Annotated in this window: 26 protein-coding genes; 11 read left to right on the top strand and 15 right to left on the bottom strand. The window is 52.5% G+C overall.

Features of this window, described 5'->3' with window-relative positions:
- The first annotated feature begins 26 nt into the window (after positions 1-26).
- Together glpK and glpX are read left to right on the top strand one after the other, a co-directional pair.
- Positions 27-1,538 (top strand): glycerol kinase GlpK, encoded by a 1,512-nt coding sequence (gene glpK / locus C1N64_RS02435; protein WP_039342527.1) that lies wholly within the window; start codon positions 27-29, stop codon positions 1,536-1,538.
- 94 nt (positions 1,539-1,632) lie between these two features.
- The gene (glpX, locus tag C1N64_RS02440) at positions 1,633-2,643 is read left to right on the top strand and encodes a class II fructose-bisphosphatase (protein ID WP_039342524.1); all 1,011 of its coding nucleotides are present in this window, start codon (positions 1,633-1,635) and stop codon (positions 2,641-2,643) included.
- Here glpX and emrD read toward each other — a convergent pair.
- Positions 2,633-3,826, bottom strand: a complete 1,194-nt coding sequence (gene emrD / locus C1N64_RS02445; protein WP_269750932.1) for a multidrug efflux MFS transporter EmrD — start codon at positions 3,824-3,826, stop codon at positions 2,633-2,635. The two genes, glpX and emrD, sit on opposite strands and share 11 nt — an antisense overlap.
- A 270-nt stretch (positions 3,827-4,096) precedes the next feature.
- On the opposite strand from emrD, the gene fpr reads away from it, so the two are divergent.
- A complete protein-coding gene (fpr, locus tag C1N64_RS02450) occupies positions 4,097-4,843 on the top strand; it encodes a ferredoxin--NADP(+) reductase (RefSeq protein WP_394515216.1) in 747 nt (248 codons plus the stop codon).
- On the opposite strand, the gene C1N64_RS02455 is transcribed toward fpr, so the two are convergent.
- Positions 4,834-5,268 (bottom strand): DUF805 domain-containing protein, encoded by a 435-nt coding sequence (locus C1N64_RS02455; RefSeq protein WP_375097039.1) that lies wholly within the window; start codon positions 5,266-5,268, stop codon positions 4,834-4,836. The two genes, fpr and C1N64_RS02455, sit on opposite strands and share 10 nt — an antisense overlap.
- 98 nt (positions 5,269-5,366) lie before the next feature.
- Here C1N64_RS02455 and C1N64_RS02460 point away from each other — a divergent pair, with 98 nt between their 5' ends.
- Together C1N64_RS02460 and tpiA are read left to right on the top strand one after the other, a co-directional pair.
- The gene (locus tag C1N64_RS02460; RefSeq protein ID WP_006121292.1) at positions 5,367-5,957 is read left to right on the top strand and encodes a DUF1454 family protein; all 591 of its coding nucleotides are present in this window, start codon (positions 5,367-5,369) and stop codon (positions 5,955-5,957) included.
- A gap of 120 nt (positions 5,958-6,077) precedes the next feature.
- Positions 6,078-6,845, top strand: coding sequence for a triose-phosphate isomerase (tpiA, locus tag C1N64_RS02465; protein WP_033738096.1), 768 nt, complete (start codon positions 6,078-6,080; stop codon positions 6,843-6,845).
- Positions 6,846-6,876: 31 nt separating this feature from the next.
- Here tpiA and C1N64_RS02470 read toward each other — a convergent pair whose 3' ends face one another.
- From C1N64_RS02470 to cpxP, 6 genes are all read right to left on the bottom strand, one after another.
- A complete protein-coding gene (locus C1N64_RS02470; protein ID WP_394515488.1) occupies positions 6,877-7,650 on the bottom strand; it encodes a CDP-diacylglycerol diphosphatase in 774 nt (257 codons plus the stop codon).
- Between the two features lie 108 nt (positions 7,651-7,758).
- Positions 7,759-8,748, bottom strand: a complete 990-nt coding sequence (locus tag C1N64_RS02475; RefSeq protein WP_033738094.1) for a sulfate ABC transporter substrate-binding protein — start codon at positions 8,746-8,748, stop codon at positions 7,759-7,761.
- Positions 8,749-8,886: 138 nt separating this feature from the next.
- The gene (gene pfkA, locus C1N64_RS02480) at positions 8,887-9,849 is read right to left on the bottom strand and encodes a 6-phosphofructokinase (protein ID WP_006121288.1); all 963 of its coding nucleotides are present in this window, start codon (positions 9,847-9,849) and stop codon (positions 8,887-8,889) included.
- Between the two features lie 205 nt (positions 9,850-10,054).
- Complete coding sequence (gene fieF / locus C1N64_RS02485; protein ID WP_006121287.1) at positions 10,055-10,957, bottom strand: CDF family cation-efflux transporter FieF; 903 nt, start codon at positions 10,955-10,957, stop codon at positions 10,055-10,057.
- Between the two features lie 231 nt (positions 10,958-11,188).
- Entirely contained in the window at positions 11,189-11,353 is a 165-nt protein-coding gene (locus C1N64_RS02490; RefSeq protein WP_028723167.1) for a KGG domain-containing protein, read from the bottom strand.
- A 465-nt stretch (positions 11,354-11,818) separates the two neighbouring features.
- Positions 11,819-12,328: a cell-envelope stress modulator CpxP gene (cpxP, locus tag C1N64_RS02495; protein WP_054632879.1), complete on the bottom strand. Its 510-nt coding sequence runs from the start codon at positions 12,326-12,328 to the stop codon at positions 11,819-11,821.
- A gap of 148 nt (positions 12,329-12,476) precedes the next feature.
- Here cpxP and cpxR point away from each other — a divergent pair, with 148 nt between their 5' ends.
- From cpxR to trmL, 3 genes are read left to right on the top strand one after another with little or no spacing between them, the layout of a single operon-like run.
- On the top strand, positions 12,477-13,175 hold the full coding sequence (cpxR, locus tag C1N64_RS02500; RefSeq protein ID WP_006121283.1) for an envelope stress response regulator transcription factor CpxR: 699 nt from the start codon (positions 12,477-12,479) through the stop codon (positions 13,173-13,175).
- Positions 13,172-14,551: an envelope stress sensor histidine kinase CpxA gene (gene cpxA, locus C1N64_RS02505; protein WP_006121282.1), complete on the top strand. Its 1,380-nt coding sequence runs from the start codon at positions 13,172-13,174 to the stop codon at positions 14,549-14,551. The genes cpxR and cpxA overlap by 4 nt, the downstream gene beginning before the upstream one ends.
- Positions 14,552-14,586: 35 nt before the next feature.
- Entirely contained in the window at positions 14,587-15,060 is a 474-nt protein-coding gene (trmL, locus tag C1N64_RS02510; RefSeq protein WP_054632878.1) for a tRNA (uridine(34)/cytosine(34)/5-carboxymethylaminomethyluridine(34)-2'-O)-methyltransferase TrmL, read from the top strand.
- Here trmL and cysE read toward each other — a convergent pair.
- The 5 genes from cysE to C1N64_RS02535 form a co-directional block, all read right to left on the bottom strand.
- Complete coding sequence (cysE, locus tag C1N64_RS02515; RefSeq protein WP_006121280.1) at positions 15,057-15,878, bottom strand: serine O-acetyltransferase; 822 nt, start codon at positions 15,876-15,878, stop codon at positions 15,057-15,059. The genes trmL and cysE overlap by 4 nt on opposite strands.
- A 67-nt stretch (positions 15,879-15,945) precedes the next feature.
- The gene (gene gpsA / locus C1N64_RS02520) at positions 15,946-16,962 is read right to left on the bottom strand and encodes an NAD(P)H-dependent glycerol-3-phosphate dehydrogenase (RefSeq protein ID WP_394515217.1); all 1,017 of its coding nucleotides are present in this window, start codon (positions 16,960-16,962) and stop codon (positions 15,946-15,948) included.
- Positions 16,962-17,426, bottom strand: coding sequence for a protein-export chaperone SecB (gene secB / locus C1N64_RS02525; RefSeq protein ID WP_006121277.1), 465 nt, complete (start codon positions 17,424-17,426; stop codon positions 16,962-16,964). The genes gpsA and secB overlap by 1 nt, the downstream gene beginning before the upstream one ends.
- A 38-nt stretch (positions 17,427-17,464) precedes the next feature.
- Positions 17,465-17,719 carry a glutaredoxin 3 gene (gene grxC / locus C1N64_RS02530; protein ID WP_033738087.1) on the bottom strand — a complete coding sequence of 85 codons (255 nt, stop codon included), beginning with the start codon at positions 17,717-17,719 and terminating at the stop codon, positions 17,465-17,467.
- Positions 17,720-17,735: 16 nt separating this feature from the next.
- On the bottom strand, positions 17,736-18,167 hold the full coding sequence (locus C1N64_RS02535; RefSeq protein ID WP_006121275.1) for a rhodanese-like domain-containing protein: 432 nt from the start codon (positions 18,165-18,167) through the stop codon (positions 17,736-17,738).
- A 252-nt stretch (positions 18,168-18,419) separates the two neighbouring features.
- Here C1N64_RS02535 and envC point away from each other — a divergent pair, with 252 nt between their 5' ends.
- Positions 18,420-19,721 (top strand): murein hydrolase activator EnvC, encoded by a 1,302-nt coding sequence (gene envC / locus C1N64_RS02540; protein ID WP_033738084.1) that lies wholly within the window; start codon positions 18,420-18,422, stop codon positions 19,719-19,721.
- Positions 19,722-20,633, top strand: a complete 912-nt coding sequence (locus C1N64_RS02545; protein ID WP_394515218.1) for a divergent polysaccharide deacetylase family protein — start codon at positions 19,722-19,724, stop codon at positions 20,631-20,633.
- Positions 20,634-20,696: 63 nt separating this feature from the next.
- On the opposite strand, the gene tdh is transcribed toward C1N64_RS02545, so the two are convergent.
- A complete protein-coding gene (gene tdh / locus C1N64_RS02550; protein ID WP_394515219.1) occupies positions 20,697-21,725 on the bottom strand; it encodes an L-threonine 3-dehydrogenase in 1,029 nt (342 codons plus the stop codon).
- A 9-nt stretch (positions 21,726-21,734) separates the two neighbouring features.
- Complete coding sequence (locus C1N64_RS02555) at positions 21,735-22,931, bottom strand: glycine C-acetyltransferase (RefSeq protein ID WP_394515220.1); 1,197 nt, start codon at positions 22,929-22,931, stop codon at positions 21,735-21,737.
- 227 nt (positions 22,932-23,158) lie between these two features.
- Here C1N64_RS02555 and rfaD point away from each other — a divergent pair, with 227 nt between their 5' ends.
- Positions 23,159-24,091 (top strand): ADP-glyceromanno-heptose 6-epimerase, encoded by a 933-nt coding sequence (gene rfaD, locus C1N64_RS02560; RefSeq protein ID WP_033738074.1) that lies wholly within the window; start codon positions 23,159-23,161, stop codon positions 24,089-24,091.
- The last annotated feature ends 5 nt before the right edge of the window (positions 24,092-24,096 follow it).

The raw sequence follows: 24,096 nt of genomic DNA on the forward strand, positions 1-24,096 counted from the left end.
CCACTTTTATCATCAGGAATGAATTTATGACTACCACCGATAAAAAATACATCGTCGCTCTGGATCAGGGCACAACCAGTTCACGCGCTGTTGTGCTGGATCATGACGCTAACATTGTGGCGGTATCGCAACGCGAATTTACTCAAATCTATCCCAAAGCGGGCTGGGTAGAACATGACCCTATGGATATTTGGGCGTCCCAGAGTTCAACGCTCGTAGAAGTGCTGGCCCATGCTGATATTCGTTCTGATGAAATCGCCGCTATCGGCATTACGAACCAGCGTGAAACGACCATCGTCTGGGATAAAGAAACGGGCAAACCGGTTTATAATGCCATTGTCTGGCAGGATCCCCGTACCGCTGACTACTGTCACAAGCTGAAGAGTGAGGGGCTGGAAGAATACATTCAGCACACCACGGGTCTGGTGATTAACCCCTACTTCTCCGGCACCAAAGTGAAATGGATTCTTGATAACGTTGAAGGTGCGCGTGAGCGTGCAAAACGTGGCGAATTGCTGTTCGGTACTGTGGATACCTGGCTGGTCTGGAAAATGACTCAGGGACGTGTGCATATCTCCGATTACACGAATGCCTCACGTACCATGTTGTTCAACATCCACACACTTGAGTGGGATCAACGCCTGTTGGATGTTCTTGATATCCCGCGTGAAATGTTACCAGAAGTGAAATCTTCGTCTGAAGTATACGGACAGACTAACATCGGTGGTAAAGGCGGTACGCGTATTCCTATCGCCGGTATTGCAGGCGACCAGCAGGCTGCGCTTTACGGTCAAATGTGCGTGCAGCCGGGAATGGCGAAAAACACCTACGGCACCGGCTGCTTTATGCTGATGAACACCGGTACCGAAGCGGTGACTTCAACGCACGGCCTGCTGACGACTATTGCCTGCGGCCCGCGTGGAGAAGTGAACTACGCGCTGGAAGGTGCCGTCTTTATCGGTGGCGCAGCCATTCAGTGGTTACGCGATGAGATGAAGTTGATTAGCGATGCAGCTGACTCTGAATACTTCGCGATGAAAGTGAAAGATTCTAACGGCGTATATATGGTGCCAGCCTTTACCGGTCTGGGCGCACCTTACTGGGATCCCTATGCGCGTGGTGCGCTGTTCGGTCTGACACGTGGTGCGAATGCAAACCACATCATCCGTGCAACGCTGGAGTCCATCGCTTACCAGACGCGTGACGTCCTGGAAGCCATGCAAAACGATGCTAACACACGTCTTCAGTCACTCCGTGTCGACGGTGGTGCGGTTGCCAATAACTTCCTGATGCAGTTCCAGTCTGACATTCTGGGTACGCGCGTTGAGCGTCCTGAAGTGCGCGAAGTCACAGCACTGGGTGCCGCGTATCTGGCGGGTCTGGCCGTTGGCTTCTGGAAAGACCTGGATGAAGTCCGTGCTAAGGCTGTCGTTGAGCGCGAATTCCGTCCAACGCTTGAAACCACAGAGCGTAACTTCCGCTACGCCGGCTGGAAAAAAGCCGTTGCGCGCGCGCAAGCGTGGGAAGAAAAAGAGTAATCTGCCCTATGCCCGTGACCTCGGCTGTCACGGGCCTTTTCCCCGCCTTCTCCCTCCGCTACACTGCCTGCCTGTTTTTTGTCAGGTGCCTACAATGAAACGAGAACTTGCCATTGAATTTTCCCGCGTAACCGAAGCTGCCGCGCTGGCAGGCTATAAATGGTTAGGACGCGGCGACAAAAACGCGGCCGACGGTGCGGCGGTCCATGCCATGCGTCACGTCTTAAATACCATCCAGATCGATGGCCAGATTGTGATTGGCGAAGGGGAAATCGACGAAGCCCCGATGCTTTATATCGGCGAGAAAGTGGGAACCGGCCAGGGTGACGCGGTAGATATTGCGGTCGATCCCATTGAAGGCACACGCATGACGGCGATGGGACAAGCCAATGCGCTTGCCGTCATGGCCGTAGGCGATAAAGGCACCTTTCTTCATGCGCCTGACATGTATATGGAGAAGCTTATCGTGGGTCCGGCGGCGCGCGGCCATATAAATCTGGATCAACCGCTTGAGCTTAACCTGCGTAATATCGCGATCGCCATGAATAAACCGTTGTCACAGCTCACCGTATCAATTCTGGCCAAGCCGCGCCATGACGCTGTCATTCAGCAGCTTAAAGCGCTGGGCGTACGCATTTTTGCCTTTCCCGATGGCGACGTTGCGGCATCCATACTGACCTGTATGCCGGACAGTGAAGTTGACGTGATGTACGGGATTGGCGGCGCGCCTGAAGGCGTGGTTTCAGCCGCCGTTATCCGTGCGCTGGATGGTGATATGCAAGGCAGATTACTGGCACGTCACCATGTGAAAGGTGACACGGAGGAAAACCGCCGCATTGGCGAATATGAGCTGAAACGGTGTGCTGGTATGGGAATCGAAGCCGGAAAGGTTCTGCCACTTCAGACGATGGCGCGCAATGATAATGTCGTTTTTGCGGCTACCGGCATCACCAGCGGCGACCTGCTGAAAGGTATTACTCGTCAGGGCAATATGGCCACCAGCGAAACGCTGTTAATACGCGGCAAATCGCGCACGATTCGCCGCATTCAGTCTGTACATTATCTCGACCGTAAAGATCCAGCTCTGCACCCTTTTATCCTGTAACCGCCTGATTGTCACCTGCTGGCTGGCGCGAAAGCGGTAGCCAGCAGAGCAGCATCACCAGCGCCGTGACGAACATCAGCATGCCAAGACTGAACTGATCGCGCTGTGGCATCAACGCCGACAAAGAAGCGACCAGCCCGGACCCCAGGTTCTGCATACCACCAATCAATGCACCCGCGCTTCCTGCCAGCCAGGCATAGGGTTCCATGGCACCCGATGTCGCCAGGGGAAACAGCATCCCCGCGCCAAAGAAGAACAGCGATGCCGGTATCAATAACGTCCAGATAGTCATGATGCCAAACCAGGCAGGCACCCACATCAGCACTGCTGCCAGCAGGCAACTGTTGACGCCAAACCACATCAGGCTGTGCCAGGAACGCTGCTCACGCCCGGCAAACCATGCCCCAAAGAAGGCGGCCGGGATGGGCAGAATGAACAAGATACTGACTGTAAAACTGTTCAGACCCAGTACGCCGCCCAGCAGCACACCACAGCTGGCCTCAAAGACGGCAATGCCTGACAGCGCACCAATCAGCAGTACCAGATAGCGGACAAAATTCGCATCGCGTAACAGACGAATGTAACGTTTAAGGAACGGCGTTACTTCGGCGCTGACCGGGCGTGTTTCCGGCAACCAGCACGCCATAGTCACCGTCACGATCATGCATAACAGCAGTAAAAAAGCGAAACAGGCATGCCAGCCAAACAGTTGTGTCAACGCTGCGCCAATCACTGGCGCGACTAACGGGCTGGCAAGCACGCCCATGTTGAGCCAGCTGTTCGCCTGACGTAACGCATGGCCATTATAGAGGTCGCGCGGCATGGTCCGCGCCATCACCCCGGCCACGCCAGTGCCCGCGCCCTGAATCGCACTGCCAATGACCAGCATATCCAGTGATGAGGCCAGTAAGGCAATTATTGATCCGATCATAAAGATCGCCATGCCCGCCAGGATCACCGGACGGCGTCCCACGCTGTCAGACAACGGGCCATAGATCAGCTGCGATCCACCATAGGTCATTAAATAGGCCGCCATGACATGTTGCATCATGCCGTTACGCACCTGCAGTGCGTCCGCCATTGCCGCCATTGCCGGCACATAAATGGTCTGAGCCATCTGCCCTACTGCGACCAATGCGATGAGCATGATCAACAACGGGCGATTTTCTATCTTCTTCATCATCATTGAACAAAAATTCTGTATGAAAAGGAACGTTTAAACAGCACAACTAACGGCTGAAACAGGTTGTGGCAGGAAAATATCAGGATTACGTGACAAAGCGAGTGATTCACACAAAGTGGGTGCGCCATTCACGTCAATAAATGCAACCAGGATGTAAACTTAATATTACAGTTTGTCGATTAGAGCCTTTGCCCCGTTACCGACTGGTAATCTGTCAGAGCAGTAGCGAAGATGTTTATCCGCCTGACTATCAACGCTTAAGGAGTCACTATGGCCGAGTGGATCAATGCGCAAGTGAAGGAAGTGAAAAACTGGACCGATGCGCTGTTTAGCCTGCGGGTTAAGGCACCGATTGCCCCCTTCCATGCCGGACAGTACGCAAAACTGGCACTCGAAATTGAGGGCGAACGTGTGCAGCGAGCTTACTCTTACGTCAATGCACCCAATGACGACCTGCTTGAGTTCTACTTAGTCACCGTACCCGACGGCAAATTAAGCCCGCATCTGCAGGCGCTGCGCCCCGGTGATCAGGTGATGATCACCAAAGATGCGGCGGGCTTTTTTATTCTGGATGAAGTCCCTGAGTGTCAAACATTATGGATGCTGGCGACCGGTACCGCCGTGGGCCCTTACCTGTCGATCCTGCAACAGGGCGAAGGCCTGGATCGCTTCGATAATATCGTCCTGGTCCATGCCGCCCGTTATGCCGCCGACCTGAGCTTTTTACCGCTGATGCAGCAACTCCAGCAAATCTATAACGGTAAGTTGCAGATCATCACGGTTGTCAGCCGTGAGGAAAGTCTGGGGTCGCTGACGGGACGCATTCCGGCCCTGATTGAGAATGGCAAGCTGGAGCAGGCAGCAGGGTTAGCCATTGACGCAGAGACCAGCCATGTCATGGTTTGTGGTAATCCACAGATGGTACGTGATATGCAGCAGTTACTGAAAGAGACGCGCGGTATGCGCAAGCACCTTAAGCGCAAACCCGGCCATATCACCAGCGAAAACTACTGGTAAGGCGCGCGTTTCAGACGCAAGGGCACCGGCGCGGCACCAAAGCGGTTGTCGCCGGCGGTGCCACGAAACACCCCCAGATCCAGAATCAATCCGGCCAGGATAATAAAGGGCAGTACGCGCCCGATGAGCCACTGTAACACCTCTCCCGTCATGCTCCAGTTGCCCGCCATCAGTAGCCAGGCGGCAATCAGCAGCAGGGCCCAGTAGCCCCGGCGATCGCGATCGTGCAGGCGTTTAACCACAATCGCGCTGGCAGGCCACAATAAGCAGACGATGCCAAACGCAGCCATCTGTGTGTCCAGCAGATCGTTACCTGCCAGGAAAAACAGCAGGCTGGTTAGCAGTACCCAGATTGCCTGCCAGAGCAAAAAATCCCGACGCCCTACGCGCCCGCGAAAAGAGAAAAACCATTGCTGGATTATCATGCACTTTCCTTAGACAAAATTTTACGCTGCACACTTTTGACCTTGAAGATAAAAACCGTTCTAATTTGGCATCGAGTTTATTGGTCAGAGCCGACAAAATGAAGAATTTGCCAGGCGTACTGTTGCTGAGCGTCGCGCTGACGGTTCCGGTATTTGCCGCCGATCCGCAACCCCTCGACAAGGCTGAACACATGCCAACCGCACCCTATCTGTTACCGGGCGCACCCACGCTGGACATGACCATTGGCCAGTTTCGTGAAAAATACAACCTGGCCAATCCCCAATTGCCGCTCAGGGAATACAGTGCCATTGATACGCGCGATGAAAAGAGCGATCTGACACGCGCCGCCACCAAAATTAATGAAACCCTTTATTCTTCTACGGCGCTTGAGCCGGGCACGGGCAAAATCAAAACGTTGCAGATCACGTGGCTGCCGATTCCGGGGCCTGACCAGAGTGCCTCGCAGGCTAAGGCGCTTGATTATATGACCGCCATGTTACGTTTTTTTGTGCCGGGACTCACGCAGGAAGAAGGGCGAAAAAAGCTGGAAACGCTGCTTAAAGCTGGTAAAGGCTCACGATACTATGAGCACGTTGAAGGCGCACTGCGTTTCGTGGTTTCAGATAACGGGGATAAAGGACTCACCTTTGCCATTGAGCCGGTAAAACTGGCGCTGGCTACGCCCTGATGGACGGGGCAAAAATGACGAAAAGCAAAGCCATGGCATTATTTGATCTCTATACTGTCTGGCAGACAACGTTGCCCCAGGGCAGCGCCATTTCATGTATCGCGTTATGCGGAGGATAGAATGCGACATCCACTGGTTATGGGTAACTGGAAGTTGAATGGCAGCAAGCATATGACAGCCGAACTGATCGACGGTCTGCGCAAAGAACTGTCGGGCGTGGAAGGCTGTGGCGTTGCTATTGCCCCCCCTGCGCTCTATCTTGATCAGGCTAAACATGCTGTCTCCGGTAGCCATATTGCACTGGGTGCTCAAAACGTTGATGTAAACCTGTCTGGCGCATTTACCGGCGAGATTTCCGCTGAGATGCTGAAAGATATTGGCGCGAAGTACATCATCATTGGTCACTCAGAACGCCGCACTTACCATAAAGAAAGCGATGAATTCATTGCGAAAAAATTTGCCGTCTTAAAAGCAGCGGGTCTGGTGCCGGTTCTGTGCATCGGCGAAACCGAAGCCGAAAATGAAGCAGGCAAAACCGAAGAAGTGTGTGCACGTCAGCTTGATGCTGTACTGACCACTCAGGGTGCCGAAGCATTTAAAGATGCGGTTATCGCTTACGAACCCGTCTGGGCGATTGGCACGGGTAAATCAGCCACCCCAGCGCAGGCGCAGGCCGTTCACAAATTCATTCGTGACCATATCGCGAAAAAAGATGCTGCTGTCGCTGAGCAAGTGATTATTCAGTACGGTGGTTCAGTCAACGATAAAAATGCAGCCGAGCTGTTTACGCAGCCGGACATTGACGGTGCCCTGGTTGGCGGTGCGTCACTGAAAGCCGATGCATTTGCGGTCATCGTTAAAGCAGCCGCGGCAGCCAAACAAGGCTGACCTGGCGCTTAGTCCATTCTGAGCGGCCAAATCAGGCCGCTTTTTTTATGGGTTGCAGTAACGCGCAGTCGTGATCCTGCACTTCCTCAGCGGAACCTTTATTTAACAACAGCCAGTTGCGCTCCACCGCCATCAGTATCAACCGCCCATCAGACAAGCGCGCCAATGCGAGACCGTAGCGGTCCATCTCATCGCGTGCATGCGGTATCTCAGCGGCCAGACGGATAAATACGCTTTGCTCTGCCAGCTCGGCTTCACTCAGCGTACGCACGTGATAAGGATGACTGAGAAAGGTGACGGCTTTCCATTCCGGTGTGAACGTGGGTGTCAGCGCATCCAGTTGCTTTCTCACATCAGGCCGAAGGCATGAAAGATGAATATGAAGCTGATTCTGGGTACGGCCGTACTGGGAATTGATGGCCAGTGACAGCACACTGTCGTTGATGGGCTTGCCATATTTTTGCGCCACGACGCCTCTGTCCTGCCAGGACAGGTCAAAATAATTCGGCGTGTCTGAACGGAGCAACTGTGGGCTTTCGATTCCGGTGATTTTATCAATGGGGATGAGCAGATACTGAAGGGGGCCGTTTCGGTCTTTCAACAGCGCGTAGCGGTGCTGCAGATCAACGTGCTGACACGGCGCGGGTTGACCATGCGTGAGCTGATCGGGCAGACACTTTTCACTGACGATTTGCCAAAGCGCATCCGCATTCGTTTTAACATGCGTAGCCGCAACCAGGATCCCTGCGCCAATCAATACCAGCAGAAGCGCAATGATGATGAAGGCCCGACGATTTGCCTGCATTGTTATCTTCCCCTGACTGTTTTCATTCGCATCCTCACCTGACAGCGCGTAAATGTCACGCATAAAAAAACCAGCGTTTCCGCTGGCTTCAAGAATAACCGGTAAGGATTACGGCTTCATGATCTGATCATAGGTGCCGCCATCAGCGAAGTGCGTTTTTTGCGCCTTCGCCCAGCCGCCAAACTTATCGTCGATGGTAAACAGTTTTACCGGCGCAAACGTACTGGCGAACTTCTTCGCGACCTCTTCATTGCGCGGACGATAATAGTTTTCAGCCGCAATCGTCTGCCCTTCCGTCGAGTAGAGATATTTCAGATAGGCTTCCGCCACCTGACGCGTTCCTTTCTCATCGACCACCTTATCCACGACGGACACAGTTGGCTCCGCGAGAATCGATTCACTTGGCGTCACAATTTCAAATTTGTCTTTACCCAGTTTATTGACCGCCAGGTAGGCTTCGTTTTCCCAGGCGATCAGGACATCACCAATACCACGCTCTACAAAGGTATTGGTTGCGCCGCGCGCACCGGAATCCTGCACTTCAACATGCTTAAACAGATCTTTCACGTAACGCTGTGCTTTTGCCTGATCGCCGTTGTTATGATCCAGTGCCCAGCCCCAGGCAGCCAGGTAATTCCAGCGAGCGCCGCCTGATGTTTTAGGATTTGGGGTAATCACCGAAACGCCGGGCTTGATAAGATCGCTCCAGTCATGGATGCCTTTAGGATTGCCTTTACGCACCAAAAAGACAATCGTGGAGGTATAAGGCGCGGAGTTGTCGGGCAGACGTTTAATCCAGTCTTTATCAATACGACCGCGATCAGCAATTGCATCAACGTCCGACTGCAGCGCCAGCGTCACCACATCAGCACGAATACCGTTGATGACAGAAGTCGCCTGTTTACCTGAACCGCCGTGCGACTGGCGGATGACCACGTTGTCGCCCGTTTCCTGTTTGTAGTGCGCGCTAAAGGCCTTGTTGTACTGCTCGTAGAGTTCCCGGGTAGGATCATAAGAAACGTTTAGCAGCTGAATATCCTTCGCCAGAACACTGCCAGATGCCAGTAACAACCCTAAACCCACGGCCCATTTATTCATTGCGCACTCTCCCCATTCATGATGAGACAAGCGTGACATAAACGTGATTATAGCTAAAAGAATTAAAAATAAGCGGTTATAACTTTGGGGAATATGAGGAAGGCATAAGGGCATGCCGTTAAGCATGCCCGGTAATACTTAGTACAGCTGCTTAGCCGTATCCATCCAGTCACGCTTAAATGGACGTTTCATATTTTCAATGGCATCAATGATATCGTGATGGACCATCTTGTCATTCTGGATACCTACACACCGGCCACCGTAGCCCTGCATCAGCAACTCAATCGAATAGGCACCCATGCGCGACGCAAGAATGCGGTCATAAGCGCAGGGCGCGCCGCCGCGCTGAATGTGACCAAGTACCGTGGCACGCGTTTCGCGTTTGGTTTCTGTTTCGATGAAACGCGCCAGGTCGTCGATATCACAGATGTGCTCCGTAATAGCTACGATCGCGTGCTTTTTACCTTTCGCAATACCGGCTTTAATCTCTGCCACCAGCTCCTCACGAGTGTAAGGAATCTCAGGTAACACGATAAATTCACATCCCCCGGCAATAGCCGCAGCCAGCGTCAGATCGCCACAGTAACGGCCCATGACTTCAACAATCGAGATGCGCTGATGCGATGACGACGTATCACGCAGGCGGTCAATGGCTTCGACGACCGTTTCCAGCGCCGTAAAGTAGCCGATGGTGTAATCTGTCCCGGCCACGTCGTTGTCAATCGTGCCTGGCAGACCGATACACGGAAAGCCCATTTCGGTGAGCCGCTTGGCACCCATATACGAACCGTCGCCACCGATCACTACTAAGGCATCAATGCCCCGCTTTTTCAGGTTCTCGATTGCTACCTGGCGGACATCATCATTACGAAACTCAGGAAAACGTGCAGAACCCAGGAACGTGCCGCCGCGATTGATCATATCTGACACACTGTAGCGGTCGAGGTTGATCATGCGATCTTCATATAAACCCTGATAGCCGTCATAGATACCAAAAACTTCCAGCCCTTCGCTTAATGCGGAGCGAACTACACCGCGAATGGCTGCGTTCATGCCTGGGGCGTCACCGCCGCTGGTCAGTACACCAATTTTTTTGATCATGACAACCTCTGGATTGTTCAAAACTAAGGGTTAATCCGGCCTGTGCAACGCTGATGAACACTGATGTGGTAAGCGCGACATATGATGGCAGATAGTATATCAAAGGCCTGATGCTGAATTGATTCAGGTCAGACAACTTTTCACTAATTTTTTTAGCAATGTTAGCTGCATGTCATTTTCATCTTTCTAACGTCTTTCCTGTGCGTCAGAAATTGAATGCATCCTGTTTCTCTGACGGTACCACAGAACAGGGATCCTGATGAATAATGACGTCCGACCCGGGAAAGGCTTCGCGTAATGCTTTTTCAACCTGATCGGCGATTCGGTGTGCCTGCACTAACGGTAATTGATCTTCCAGCTCTACGTGAAGCTGAATAAATTTCGTCGGGCCAGACTGACGCGTCCGCACATCATGAACGCCTTGCACACCGGGCCAGTTTGATGAAATCGCAATAATATGTTGTCGTTCTTCATCGGGTAAGGCTCTGTCCAACAGGGACTGAACGGCTTCATAGCCCATCCGAAGTGCGCTGACGAGAATATACACGCCAATGCCCAGCGCAAACAGCGCATCGGCGCGAGCGAATCCGTAGCTGGTTAACACCAGCGCGACCAAAATTGCCCCGTTCATGAAAACATCGGATTGATAATGCAGCATATCGGCCCGAATCGCCTGACTGCGTGTTTTTCGTACGACCCAGCGCTGGAAAGCCACCAGCAGTAATGTCGAAATGAGAGCCAGCACCGTCACGATAATGCCCATACCGGGCGATCGCAGTTCATTCGGGGAAGCGAGATGCTGAATACCCGTCAGAAAGAGGAAAAGTGCCGAACCTGAAATGAACATGCTTTGCGCCAGGGCGGCCAGCGATTCCGCTTTACCGTGGCCAAAGGTGTGATCGGCGTCAGCGGGCTGAAGGGAATAGCGCACCACCAGCAGGTTTGTCAGGGAAGCGGCAATGTCCACCAGCGAATCAACCATGGCAGCCAGCAGGCTAACCGATCCGGTATACCACCAGGCAAAAATCTTGATAATTAACAAGGTTGTCGCCAGCAGCGTCGCCGCAATCGCCGCAGATTTAACCCACTTTCCATACGAAGCCTGCATGCCACACTCCATGAACATCATGACTGAAGAGGTAAAATAACAGCAGAGAAGGGCTAAGTTTAACACTGACGCAGGCGATGCGCCCGACTGATACCGTTCGGACAGCGTGATGAGGGATAAGATGGGAAGAGATAATACGACTTCGCCCCATCGGGTAACGATGGGGCGAAGGATTGCTTACCTAAGTAAGCGCCAAATCAACGTGCAGATTTGGTTCAGTGCTCAGCAAAATTATTTTTTGCCGCCTTTCTTGCCCGCTTCGGAGGCTTTTTCGGGGTTATTTTTGAAATTACCGCCGCCGCCGTTGCCGCTGCTCTTTCCGCCTTTTTTACCGGCTTCAGAGGCTTTTTGCGGGTTGTCTGCGAAATTACCTGAACCACCACGATGCTCTGCCATAATTTACTCCATTAATAGATTAATTCGGACTACATGATGTGGTTGCTGCTCTCCGTTAATTTCAGAAGTGCATCGGCTTCCTTGCTGAGACAATATAAGTGTAGGCGAGGCCGGATGAGGTGCAAGCGGAGCGGGATATTTACAGCCCCTTGAAAAGCAAGGAAAATGCATAAATAAATTAATGTAATCTTTATATTTATCAATCGATTGGAAATAACTCACGACCTGTAAAACAGATCGGCAAGACAGTAATAACAGACAGGAAAGCGTGCGTAAGAAAAATAAAAAAACGTTGCCATTCAATCGTCCAGATCATTTTTTCGCGCACTGTAAAACTACAGTAAATAATGGCGAAAATCAGATAAAAAAAACCCCCTCATCATGAGGGGGAAGACAGGGATGTGTCTATGGCAAGGAAAACAGGGATACTATTTACTACTGGTTACTACTGGTTACTACTGGTTACTACTGGTTACTACTGGTACGACTTACGGGTTGCAGCGTCGAAGCTGGCTGCAAACTTGAGAGCTTACGCATGGCATTCAGGCGCTGCTCATAATTCTTCTGTAACGCGGCCTGCTGCTCGGGCGTTAACAGGTGGTACATCTGATTACGCACTCTCGCCATCTCAACTTGCTGTTCAACCTGAACTTTGGCGAGGGCCTCTGCCTTATCACGTATGGCCGCTTCGTTAAATTTATCTGCCGTCACCAAATCGTGCATGGCTGCGATATCATCAATATTCGTTGCCGGACGGTCATGTCGGGCTTGCTGCATAAGGTCACGCATTTGTTGTCGTTGATGTTCCGTCAACTCAATGCCGTCGAACATGTGACTTTGCGAATTTTGCGTCATACTGCCTGTCGTAAATCCGCCGTGATGCACCTCGTCAAGCACCATCGACTCTGCTGCTCCTGCGCTGGCGTGACTGAGAACCATCGCTGAGGCAAGAACGACGGCGGTTAATTTGCGCATCGTTTACTCCAGTTCGTTCTGTTTTGCGATTCAACGGTAGCCAGTGTACGGCGATAGCTGCAAACATCCGTCAGGGGGTGTAAAAGTACGTAAAGCGATGGATTGGTATCATAGGAACACGCTATTTTGCCTGCGGAGGGCTACAAAAATGAATAAAATCCTGTTGGTAGATGATGACCGCGAATTGACTTCGCTTTTAAAAGAACTGTTAGAAATGGAAGGGTTTGAAGTGGTGGTTGCCAGCGATGGTGAGCAAGCACTGAATCTGCTCGATAACTCAATTGATTTGCTTTTACTGGATGTCATGATGCCCAAGAAAAACGGTATCGACACTCTGAAAGAATTACGCCAGCAGTATCAAACACCTGTGATTATGCTTACCGCCCGCGGAAGCGAGCTTGATCGTGTGCTGGGCCTTGAGCTGGGCGCCGATGACTATCTGCCTAAGCCCTTTAACGATCGGGAGCTGGTTGCGCGCATACGCGCTATCCTGCGCCGTTCGAACTGGAGCGAACAACAGCAGCAGCACGATAACAGCTCACCTACGCTGGAAGTGGACTGCCTGCGCCTGAACCCGGGCCGTCAGGAAGCCAGTTTCGATAACGAAACGCTGGATCTCACCGGCACAGAATTCACCCTGTTGTACCTTTTGGCTCAGCATTTAGGTCAGGTTGTCTCGCGCGAGCATCTTAGCCAGGAGGTGCTGGGTAAACGCCTGACGCCTTTTGACCGTGCCATCGATATGCACATCTCGAACCTGCGCCGTAAACTCCCTGAACGTCGCGATGGGCATCCGTGGTTCAAGACCTTACGTGGCCGCGGTTATTTGATGGTTTCGGCATCATGATAGGCAGTTTGACTACCCGCATCTTTGCTATTTTCTGGCTGACGCTGGCACTGGTATTGATGCTGGTGCTCATGGTACCCAAGCTTGATTCACGCCAGATGACGGCGCTGCTGGAAAGCGAGCAGCGCCAGGGCACAATGATCGAGCAGCACGTTGAAGCCGAGCTGTCACGCGATCCGCCTAATGATTTGATGTGGTGGCGGCGCTTATTTCGCGCTATTGAGAAGTGGGCTCCACCCGGCCAACGTTTACTCCTGGTCACCAGTGAAGGCCGGGTCATCGGCGCACAGCATAATGAAATGCAGGTCATTCGTAACTTCATCGGTCAGTCAGATAACGCTGATCACCCACAGAAGAAGAAATATGGCCGGGTAGAGATGGTAGGTCCTTTCGCCGTCCGGGATGGAGAGGATAACTATCAGCTGTATCTGATCCGCCCCGCCAGCAGCTCTCAGCTGGATTTTATTAATCTGTTGTTTGATCGCCCTTTGCTGCTGCTCATTGTTACCATGCTGATTAGCTCACCGCTTCTGTTGTGGCTGGCATGGAGCCTGGCGCGTCCTGCACGGAAACTTAAATATGCCGCGGACGAAGTCGCCAGCGGTAATCTGCGCCAGCATCCTGAACTGGAATCAGGCCCACAGGAATTTCTGGCGGCAGGTTCCAGCTTTAACCAGATGGTCAGTGCGCTGGAACGGATGATGAACGGTCAGCAGCGCTTACTGTCTGATATCAGCCACGAATTACGCACGCCATTAACGCGATTACAGCTGGCGACCGCCCTGCTGCGCCGCCGTCATGGTGAAGGCAAAGAGCTGGAACGTATAGAGACGGAAGCACAACGCCTCGATGGCATGATTAATGACCTACTGGTGCTGTCGAGGACCCAGCATAAGAACGCGCTGGTCAGCGAGGCCATGAAGGCAAATCAGCTGTGGAACGGCGTGCTGGAAGACGCCCGATTTGAAGCGGAACAAATGGGTAAGACACTGGAGATCCCTTATCCTCCGGGGCCATGGCCTTTGTATGGTAACCCCCATGCGCTTGAAAGTGCGCTGGAGAATATCGTGCGGAATGCGTTGCGCTACTCTCATACCCATATCAGCGTCAGTTTTTCCGTTGATATTTCAGGCATTACCGTTCACGTTGACGACGATGGTCCCGGCGTGAGCCCGGAAGACCGTGAGCAGATATTCCGACCGTTTTACCGCACTGACGAGGCGCGCGACCGAGAGTCCGGCGGCACCGGCCTGGGGCTGGCCATTGTGGAAACGGCCATTCAGCAGCACCGTGGCTGGGTAAAAGCAGATGACAGCCCACTGGGTGGTCTGCGTCTGACAATCTGGCTGCCACTTTACTCCTCTGGCAGACAATAATTTGCTATGCTTCGGCCCTCGTTACCGGGGGCCTTATGCTTAACATAGTACTCTTTGAACCAGAAATTCCACCCAATACAGGTAATATTATTCGCCTGTGCGCCAATACCGGCTTCCAGCTTCACCTTATCGAACCGCTGGGTTTTGCCTGGGACGACAAGCGCCTTCGTCGCGCGGGACTGGATTACCACGAGTTCACCGCCATTAAGTTCCATGCTGATTTTCAGGCGTTCATGATGACCGAGCAACCTGCGCGGCTGTTTGCGTTGACAACGAAGGGGACGCCCGCGCACAGTGCCGTCGCCTGGCAGCAGGGAGATTATCTGCTGTTTGGTCCAGAGAGTCGGGGCTTGCCCGCAGAGGTGCTACAGACGCTGCCTGCAGAGCAAAAAATACGGATTCCCATGCGGGCGGAAAGCCGCAGTATGAATTTATCAAATGCGGTATCCGTGGTGGTATACGAAGCCTGGCGCCAACTCGACTACGCTGGCGCGTTGATTAAGTCCTAAATTCCGTCACCAAACTGAAAACCTGCGCCATTGCCGCTGAAATGCTGGTCCATATCCATGGACGGCTTTTCACTGCCGGGCTTGCCAACGATGCGCGCAGGCACGCCAGCGGCGGTGGTGTGAGGCGGAATGGGTTGCAGCACAACAGAGCCAGCACCAATCTTGGCACCGCGACCAACTTCAATATTGCCCAGAATTTTTGCACCTGCGCCAATCATGACGCCTTCGCGAATTTTCGGATGACGGTCGCCGCTGGTTTTACCGGTCCCGCCGAGCGTCACCGACTGCAGGATGGACACATCGTTTTCCACGACGGCCGTTTCACCGATCACAATACCTGTAGCGTGATCCAGCATGATCCCGTGTCCAATTTTTGCGGCCGGATGAATGTCCACAGCAAAGGAAACGGACACTTCATTTTGCAGGTAAACGGCTAAAGCGCGTCGGCCTTCATTCCAAAGCCAGTGCCCGATACGATGGGCCTGGAGCGCATGAAAACCTTTCAGATACAGCAGCGGCGTCGAATATTTATCAACCGCAGGATCGCGCTGGCGTACGGCCTGAATATCGCAGGCAGCGGAAGCAATCATTGAGGGATCTTTTCGGTAGGCCTCTTCGACAACTTCACGAATCGCAATAGCAGGCATGATTGGATTCGCCAGCTTATTGGCCAGCATATAGCTCAGGGCGCTGCCCAGATTCTCATGCTTAAGCAATGTCGCATGATAAAAGCTGGCCAGCATTGGCTCGCAGTCTGCCAGCGCGCGTGCTTCTGCCTTAATGTTGTTCCAGACCAGTTCTAACTCATCAGACGACATGCTGTTTTCTCCCGATAAAAAAAGCGCCTTGACCGGCGCTACAGGTGATGACGCTTGGCTTCCTGCTTTAGTTTGTGCTGTTTTCGTCCTTCCGTGAACGCCCCAGCAGGCTTAATGCTGCATCTCGTGCCGGTTTTCCGCAATAGAGCACCTGATAAATCTGTTCGATGATAGGCATTTCAACCCCTGTGCGTGCAGCCAGCGCTTTGACTTCTTTGGTATTTCTGTAGCCTTCTACAACTTGTCCGATAATGCGTTGTGCGCTATCGACATCTTCACCCTGCCCGAGCATCATGCCAAAACGGCGATTGCGCGATTGGTTATCAGTACAGGTCAGCACCAGATCACCCAAACCGGCCATGCCCATAAATGTTGTGGCATCTGCGCCTAATGCCGCACCCAGACGACTCATCTCGGCCAGCCCGCGCGTAATTAACGCCGTGCGTGCATTCGCACCAAAGCCGATGCCATCAGACATGCCAGCACCGATAGCAATGACGTTTTTCACCGCGCCGCCCAGTTGAACCCCAATAAAATCGGGATTGTTATAGACGCGAAAGCTTTTGCCGCAGTGCAGTCGCTGTTGTAAATCGTCTGCGAACTGCGCGTCAGTAGCCGCCAGCGCAATCGCTGTTGGTAAACCCGCTGCCAGTTCTTTTGCAAAAGTGGGGCCGGAGATGACGGCCAGTGGAATCGTTTCGCCCAAAATGTCGCGGGCAACATCCTGCAGCAGACGACCCGTTTCCTTCTCCAGTCCTTTCGTTGCCCAGACGATGCGTGAGTCATCACGTAAACCGGGCTTTATCTGCGTCAGCACATCGCCGAAAACATGACTCGGTACAACAACCAACAAATCGCGGCTGGCGGCTATAACGGTATTCAGGTCAGGTTCAACAGTCAGATTATCGGGAAACGTTACATCTGGCAGGAAAGCACGGTTGCAGCGGTCGGACTGAAGTTGTGCCATATGGGCAGGATTGTGCCCCCACAGCAGCACCGGGTGGCCATTGCGGGCCAGCGTAATCGCCAAAGCGGTGCCGTATGAACCGGCACCGATGACGCTAATCGAAGCGTGAGTGGTCATCAGGCATCCTGATGTTGCGCTTCTTCGCCTTGCTGCTGCTGCAGATAATTCATAAACAGCGCATCAAAGTTCACTGGCGCAAGGTTAAGCTGCGGGAAGGTACCACGTGAAACCAGGCTGGTGATGCATTCGCGGGCATAAGGGAACAGGATATTTGGGCAGTAAGCGCCAAGGCAATGCGCCATCTGGGTACCTTCAATGCCACCGATGGTGAAAATACCTGCCTGCTGAACTTCACACAGGAAAGCGGTATCTTCGCCAACGGTTGCCGTAACGGTCACACGCAGCACCACTTCATACACTTCATCAGCCAGCTGCGAAGAGGCAGTATCCAGATCCAGCTTAACGTCTGGCTCCCACTCTTTCTGAAACACCTGCGGCGCATTGGGCGCTTCAAAAGAAATATCCTTCGTGTAAACGCGCTGAATCTGGAATTGCATTTCGTTAGTGTTATGTTCTGACATGTGACTAAGTCCTGTAAGTTAAAATGTCTGGCGTAAAACTACGCCTGAAGTAACGGATCTAAACCCTGACGATCGTTAAGTGCCATCAAATCGTCGCAGCCACCAATATGCTGGCCATCAATAAAGATCTGAGGCACTGTCGTGCGGCCGCTGCGCTTAATCATCTCTTCACGTTTTGCCATGTCCCCATCAATGGGGATCTCCTGGAACGCCGCGCCTTTCTCATTCAGCAGCGCTTTTGCGCGATGACAATACGGACAGGTTGGTTTGGTATAAATCTCAACGTTTGCCATAGGGACCTCAGGATGGTTATTTACCGCGAACTAACGGCAGATTTTCGCCGCTCCAACCGCTAATACCGTCTTTGAGCACGCTCACCTGATTGAAACCTGCCGCGCTCAGATGTGCAGCAGGATCGGCCGCGCTCTGCCCGGTAGCGCATACCACAATTATGGGCTGTGTTTTATGCTTTTCCAGCTCGCCAAAACTGCCTTTCTTGATATCAGCTGCAGCGACGTTGACCGCGCCCGAAATATGCCCCTTGCGGTAATCGTCGCGCGAACGCACGTCTACCACCACCGCATCCTCTTTGTTAATAAGTCGGGTTGCTTCGCCTCGACTGATCGTTTTTACTTTAGAGAACATCCCTTTAACGGTGGTCACAATCACCAGTATAAGTAAAACGACCCATGCCAGACTCAGGATGGGGTGATTGCTTGCAAACTGCATAATTTCTTGCATGAGGGGTAACGACTCCAGACCGGGCTAATAAGCTAAAACAAGGCTTCTGAGTATACCTGCGCCACTTCGCATGTACAGACGCTAAGCGGGCAGAGTGATAATTTGTGCGTCATTTTCCAAAAAAATTCACCGAATGGCAAAAATGTCGTGACGCTTATGCCTTGTACTGATGAAAATGGTCACGTTTAGGGAAGCAAAAGCCGGTCGGCAATGCTGGTAAGCAACTGTTCATCGTGGAATAATCATCGACCTATGAAGGGAAAGACACCTGCTCTGCCAACATGGACCCGTCACAACGGCGTTACCGTGCCGCTGTTTACACGCTTGTCCGTTCTGTCTTTTAGCCTGCTTTATGCGGGCCTGTTGTCATTGCCCTTACCCGGGCTGGCCGCTGATGATAACAAAGCGCAACTGAAATCCATTCAGCAGGAAATTGCTGAAAAAGAAAAAAGCGTTAAGGCGCAAAAAGCCCAGCGCAGCCAGTTGCTTAATCAGCTGCAAAGTCAGGAAAAAATCATTGCGCAGGCCAGCCGGCAGTTGCGTGAAACGCGCAATAGTCTGTCCGCCTTAAACAATGACATCGCGCAGGTCACCGCCTCCGTTGCCCACCTTGAGAAACAACAGGCTCAGCAGGAAAAACTGCTGGCAGAGCAACTGGATGCCGCTTTTCGTCAGGGCCAGCACAAGGGCCTGCAACTGCTGTTAGGTGGTGAAGAAAGTCAGCGCAGCGAGCGCATCCTGGCCTACTTTGGTTACCTGAACACGGCACGTCAGGAAAATATCACCGCCCTGCAAACTACCCGCAAGGAACTGGCTCAACAGCGCGCATCGCTGGAACAAAAACAGCAGCAGCAAAAATCGTTGTTAACTCAGCAGCAAGCACAGCAAGACAAACTTCAGCAAGCCAGTGCCGCCCGCAAAAAAACGCTAACCTCTCTGGAAAGTGCGCTGCAGAAAGATCAGGCTGATTTGGTCGAGATGCGGCAGAACGAAAGCCGCCTGCAAGACAAAATTGCCCGTGCCGAGCGAGAAGCGCGTGAACGCGCCGCACGGGAAGCGCGTGAGGCTGAAAAAGTCCGCCAGCGTCAGGTGCAGGCAAAAGCGAAAGGCTCCAGCTATCAGCCAACCCAGAGTGAACGCGAACTGATGGCGCGCACAGGCGGGCTTGGGCGGCCAAATGGTCAGGACATCTGGCCAGTAAGAGGACGGATTGAGCATCGCTTCGGTGAGGAGCTTCAGGGCGAATTACGCTGGAAAGGGCTGGTCATTAACGCGCCTGAGGGCACAGAAGTTAAAGCCATTGCCGATGGTCGCGTGTTGATGGCTGACTGGTTACAGGGTTATGGCCTCGTCGTCGTGATTGAACATGGCAAAGGGGATATGAGCCTCTATGGTTACAACCAAAGCGCACTGGTCAGCGTCGGCGCTCAGGTAAAAGCAGGTCAGCCTATTGCCCTGGTCGGCACCAGCGGTGGCCGTGGTACACCTTCGCTCTACTTTGAAATCCGGCGTCAGGGTAAAGCGGTTAATCCACTTCCGTGGTTAGGAAAATAAGTGTTACGTCAGCGAAAGACCCTGGTTGCGCTGCTGAGTGGATTGCTGCTCAGTTTCGCAGCCCAGGCCGGTAAGCTCGCCATTGTTATTGATGATGTCGGCTACCGGCCTACAGAAGAGAATAAAGTGTTGCAGATGCCGCAGGCGATATCGGTTGCCGTCCTCCCCGATGCGCCCTATGCACGTCAAATGGCAATCAAAGCGCATCAGGGCGGACACGAAGTCCTGATTCATCTGCCCATGGCCCCTCTCAGTAAGCAACCCCTTGAAAAAAACACGTTAACGCCCGAGATGAGCAGCGCCGAGATTGATCGCATCATCCGCAGTGCAGTAAATAACGTGCCTTATGCGGTGGGGCTGAATAACCATATGGGCAGCAAAATGACGTCCAGTCTGCCGGGTATGCAAAAAGTCATGCAGGCCCTTAACCAGTACAATCTGTACTTCCTTGACAGCATGACGATTGGCAACAGCCAGTCTGTACCCGCCGCCCAGGGCACGCATGTCAGAGTGCTAAAGCGCAGGGTCTTTCTGGACGACAGCCAGGACATCAACGCCATCCGTCAGCAATTTAGTCGGGCAGTGAAACTGGCCGAGCGGGATGGCTATGCGATTGCGATTGGTCACCCTCACCCGAACACTGTGCGCGTGTTGCAACAAATGCTGCCCACTTTGGCTGCGGATATTACGCTGGTGACACCGGGTCAGTTATTAAATGAGCCGCTGCGTAACGGCAGTGCTTCGCCGGCAAAAACCCTGCCGCGCAATAAACCAGTGCAAGGCTTCCAGCCGCCAGGCGAATGTAAAGTGAAGCAACCACTGTCACCTGTGCCTGCTACACGCGCACTGGGCGTGATTGGTGAGAGCATCGCTGAGAGCCCGCTGTATCGCCGTATTAATGCACTTTTCTGACACACTCAGCATCGGCCTTAAACCCGATGCTGAGCGTCAACGTTAAAAAAACAAAGGGCAACATTACGTCCAGCTCAAAATCACCTTTCCTGATTGCCCCGACCGCATATCATCAAAACCTCGCTGAAAGTCATCTATATCGTAGCGATGTGTAATGATCGGGGTGAGATCCAGACCTGACTGTATCAGTGCGGCCATCTTGTACCAGGTTTCAAACATCTCCCGCCCGTAAATGCCCTTAATAAACAGCCCTTTAAAAATCACCTGATTCCAGTCGATGGCCATTTCACCGGGCGGAATGCCCAGTAAGGCGATACGACCGCCGTGATTCATGACGTCAAGCAGGGTCCGAAAAGCAGGCGGTGCGCCCGACATTTCTAAGCCCACGTCAAAGCCCTCTCGCATGTCGAGCGTATGCATGACCTCACGCAAGTCATGTTTCGCCACGTTGACCGCACAGGTCACGCCCATTTTACGGGCCAGTTCAAGGCGATAATCATTAATGTCTGTGATGACGACATTTCGTGCACCCACATGACGACATACCGCCGCCGCCATGATTCCAATCGGCCCTGCCCCAGAGATCAGAACGTCTTCTCCCACCAGATCGAAGGACAAAGCGGTATGAACTGCGTTGCCAAACGGGTCAAAAATCGACGCCAGTTCGTCTGAAATATTGTCGGGCATTTTGAAGGCATTAAAGGCAGGGATCACCAGATATTCAGCAAAGCATCCCTGCCGGTTGACACCCACACCTTGCGTATTGCGGCACAAATGTGTCCGCCCTGCCCGGCAGTTACGGCAGTGCCCGCAGGTAATGTGACCTTCACCCGAAACGCGATCGCCAATCTGAAACCCTTTCACTTCCTGCCCCACAGCCACCACTTCGCCTACATATTCATGGCCAACAATCATGGGCACGGGGATCGTTTTACGGGACCAGTCGTCCCAGTTGTAAATATGTACATCGGTGCCGCAGATCGCGGTTTTGCGGATTTTAATCAGCAAATCGTTGTGGCCAGGCTCCGGCATGGGCGCATCGTTAACCATCCAGATACCCTGCTCTTTTTTCAGTTTCGCAAGTGCTTTCATGGTCTGTCCTCAGGCGATCACGCCAAGTTGCTTACCAATCCGCGTGAAAGCGGCCACAGCGGTATCGAGCTGCTGCTGGCTGTGCGCGGCTGAAATTTGTGTGCGAATACGTGCCTGACCTTTTGGCACTACCGGATAGAAAAATCCGGTCACATAAATCCCCTCCTGCTGAAGCAGATGTGCAAACGCCTGCGCTACGCTGGCTTCGCCCAGCATGACTGGAATGATGGCGTGATCGGCCCCCGCCAGCGTAAAGCCCGCTGCCGTCATTTTTTCGCGGAACAGGCGTGCGTTTTCCCAGAGGCGCTGACGCAGTCCGTCGCCTTCGCTTAACAGATCCAGAACGCGCAATGAGGCAGCCACGATTGCGGGTGCCAGTGAATTAGAGAACAGATAAGGTCTTGAACGCTGACGTAGCCATTCTATAACCTCGGTTTTGGCTGCCGTATAGCCACCGGAAGCCCCCCCCAGCGCCTTACCCAGGGTGCCGGTGATGATGTCTACCCGCCCCATGACATCACAATACTCATGCGTTCCCCGCCCTGCCTTTCCCACAAAACCCACCGCATGGGAATCATCGACCATGACCAGGGCAGAGTATTCGTCTGCCAAATCGCAAATGCCTTTCAGATTGGCAATTACGCCATCCATAGAGAAGACGCCATCGGTTGCAATCATGATGGTCTTTGCGCCGTTATCTTTGGCTTCCTGCAGGCGGGCACGTAACTCGGTCATGTCATTATTGGCGTAACGGTAGCGTTGTGCTTTACACAGACGCACACCATCAATAATCGACGCGTGATTAAGTGCGTCAGAAATGATGGCATCCTCAGCCCCCAGCAGTGTTTCAAATAATCCGCCATTCGCATCGAAGCAGGAGGAGTAAAGTATGGCGTCTTCCATACCCAGAAAATCAGCCAGTTTTCTTTCCAGTTGTTTGTGCTTATCCTGCGTACCACAGATAAAGCGCACCGATGCCATCCCAAAACCGTGCGAATCCATTCCCTCTTTCGCGGCCTGAATCAAAGCAGGATGGTTAGCCAGCCCAAGGTAATTATTTGCACAGAAATTAATGACAGCGTGATGATGCCCAACGTCGATTTCAGCCTGCTGCGCGGAAGTGATAATACGTTCTTTTTTGAACAGCCCTTCTTGCTGGGCGATAGCCAGTTGCTGACGAACATGCTGATAAAAATGCGCTGACATTATTACACTCCTGAAAAGGTAGGAAGGGGCAAATACGACTGAACATATCGCCTTTTAACGCCTAATCGACCAAAATAATGTGAATTATGTAGCACAGTTCACGTCACAGGCATTTTGGGTCCTGACCTTATGGAGTCATCTGGCTGTCTGTGGCGGGATGAAATGTTATGATGGTGACATTACGCGTGAGACGTCCCGTTTCACCACAAAACGTTAAAGGTAGCAATATGATTATCGTAACCGGTGGCGCAGGTATGATCGGCAGCAATATCGTTAAGACGCTGAACGATCGTGGCCATACAGATATTCTGGTCGTAGATAATCTGAAAGATGGCACCAAGTTCGTGAATCTTGCCGATCTGGACATCACAGATTACATGGATAAAGAAGAGTTCTTAACCTACATCATGTCGGGTGAAGATCTGGGTCCGATTGAAGCGGTGTTCCATGAAGGTGCCTGCTCAGCCACAACGGAGTGGGATGGTAAGTACATGATGGATAATAACTATCAGTACTCAAAAGACCTGCTGCACTTTTGCCTTGAGCGTGAAATCCCCTTTCTGTATGCCTCTTCGGCAGCCACCTATGGTGGACGCAATGAGAATTTCATCGAAGAGCGTCAGTACGAGCAGCCGCTAAACGTTTACGGCTACTCAAAAATGCTGTTTGACCACTATGTACGCCAGATTCTGCCAGAAGCAACGTCACCAGTCTGTGGTTTCCGTTACTTCAACGTTTACGGACCGCGCGAAGGCCACAAAGGCAGTATGGCGAGCGTTGCCTTCCATCTGAATACGCAGATCAGTAATGACGAAAATCCAAAACTGTTCGAGGGCAGCGACAGCTTTAAACGCGATTTTATTCATGTTGATGATGTTGTGTCAGTCAATCTGTGGTGCTGGGAGAACGGCATTTCCGGGATTTATAACTGCGGCACAGGCCGCGCCGAATCGTTCCAGGAAGTTGCGGACGCCGTGCTTAATTTCCATCAGAAAGGTGAAATTGAATACATTCCTTTCCCGGAAAAACTGAAAGGCCGTTATCAGGCTTATACCCAGGCTGATCTGACGAAACTGCGTGAGGCAGGCTACGACAAGCCTTTTAAAACAGTGGCACAGGGCGTGTCTGAATATATGGCCTGGTTAAACCGCAACGTCTAAGGAAC

The organism is Pantoea sp. SGAir0215 (genome assembly GCF_043543215.1).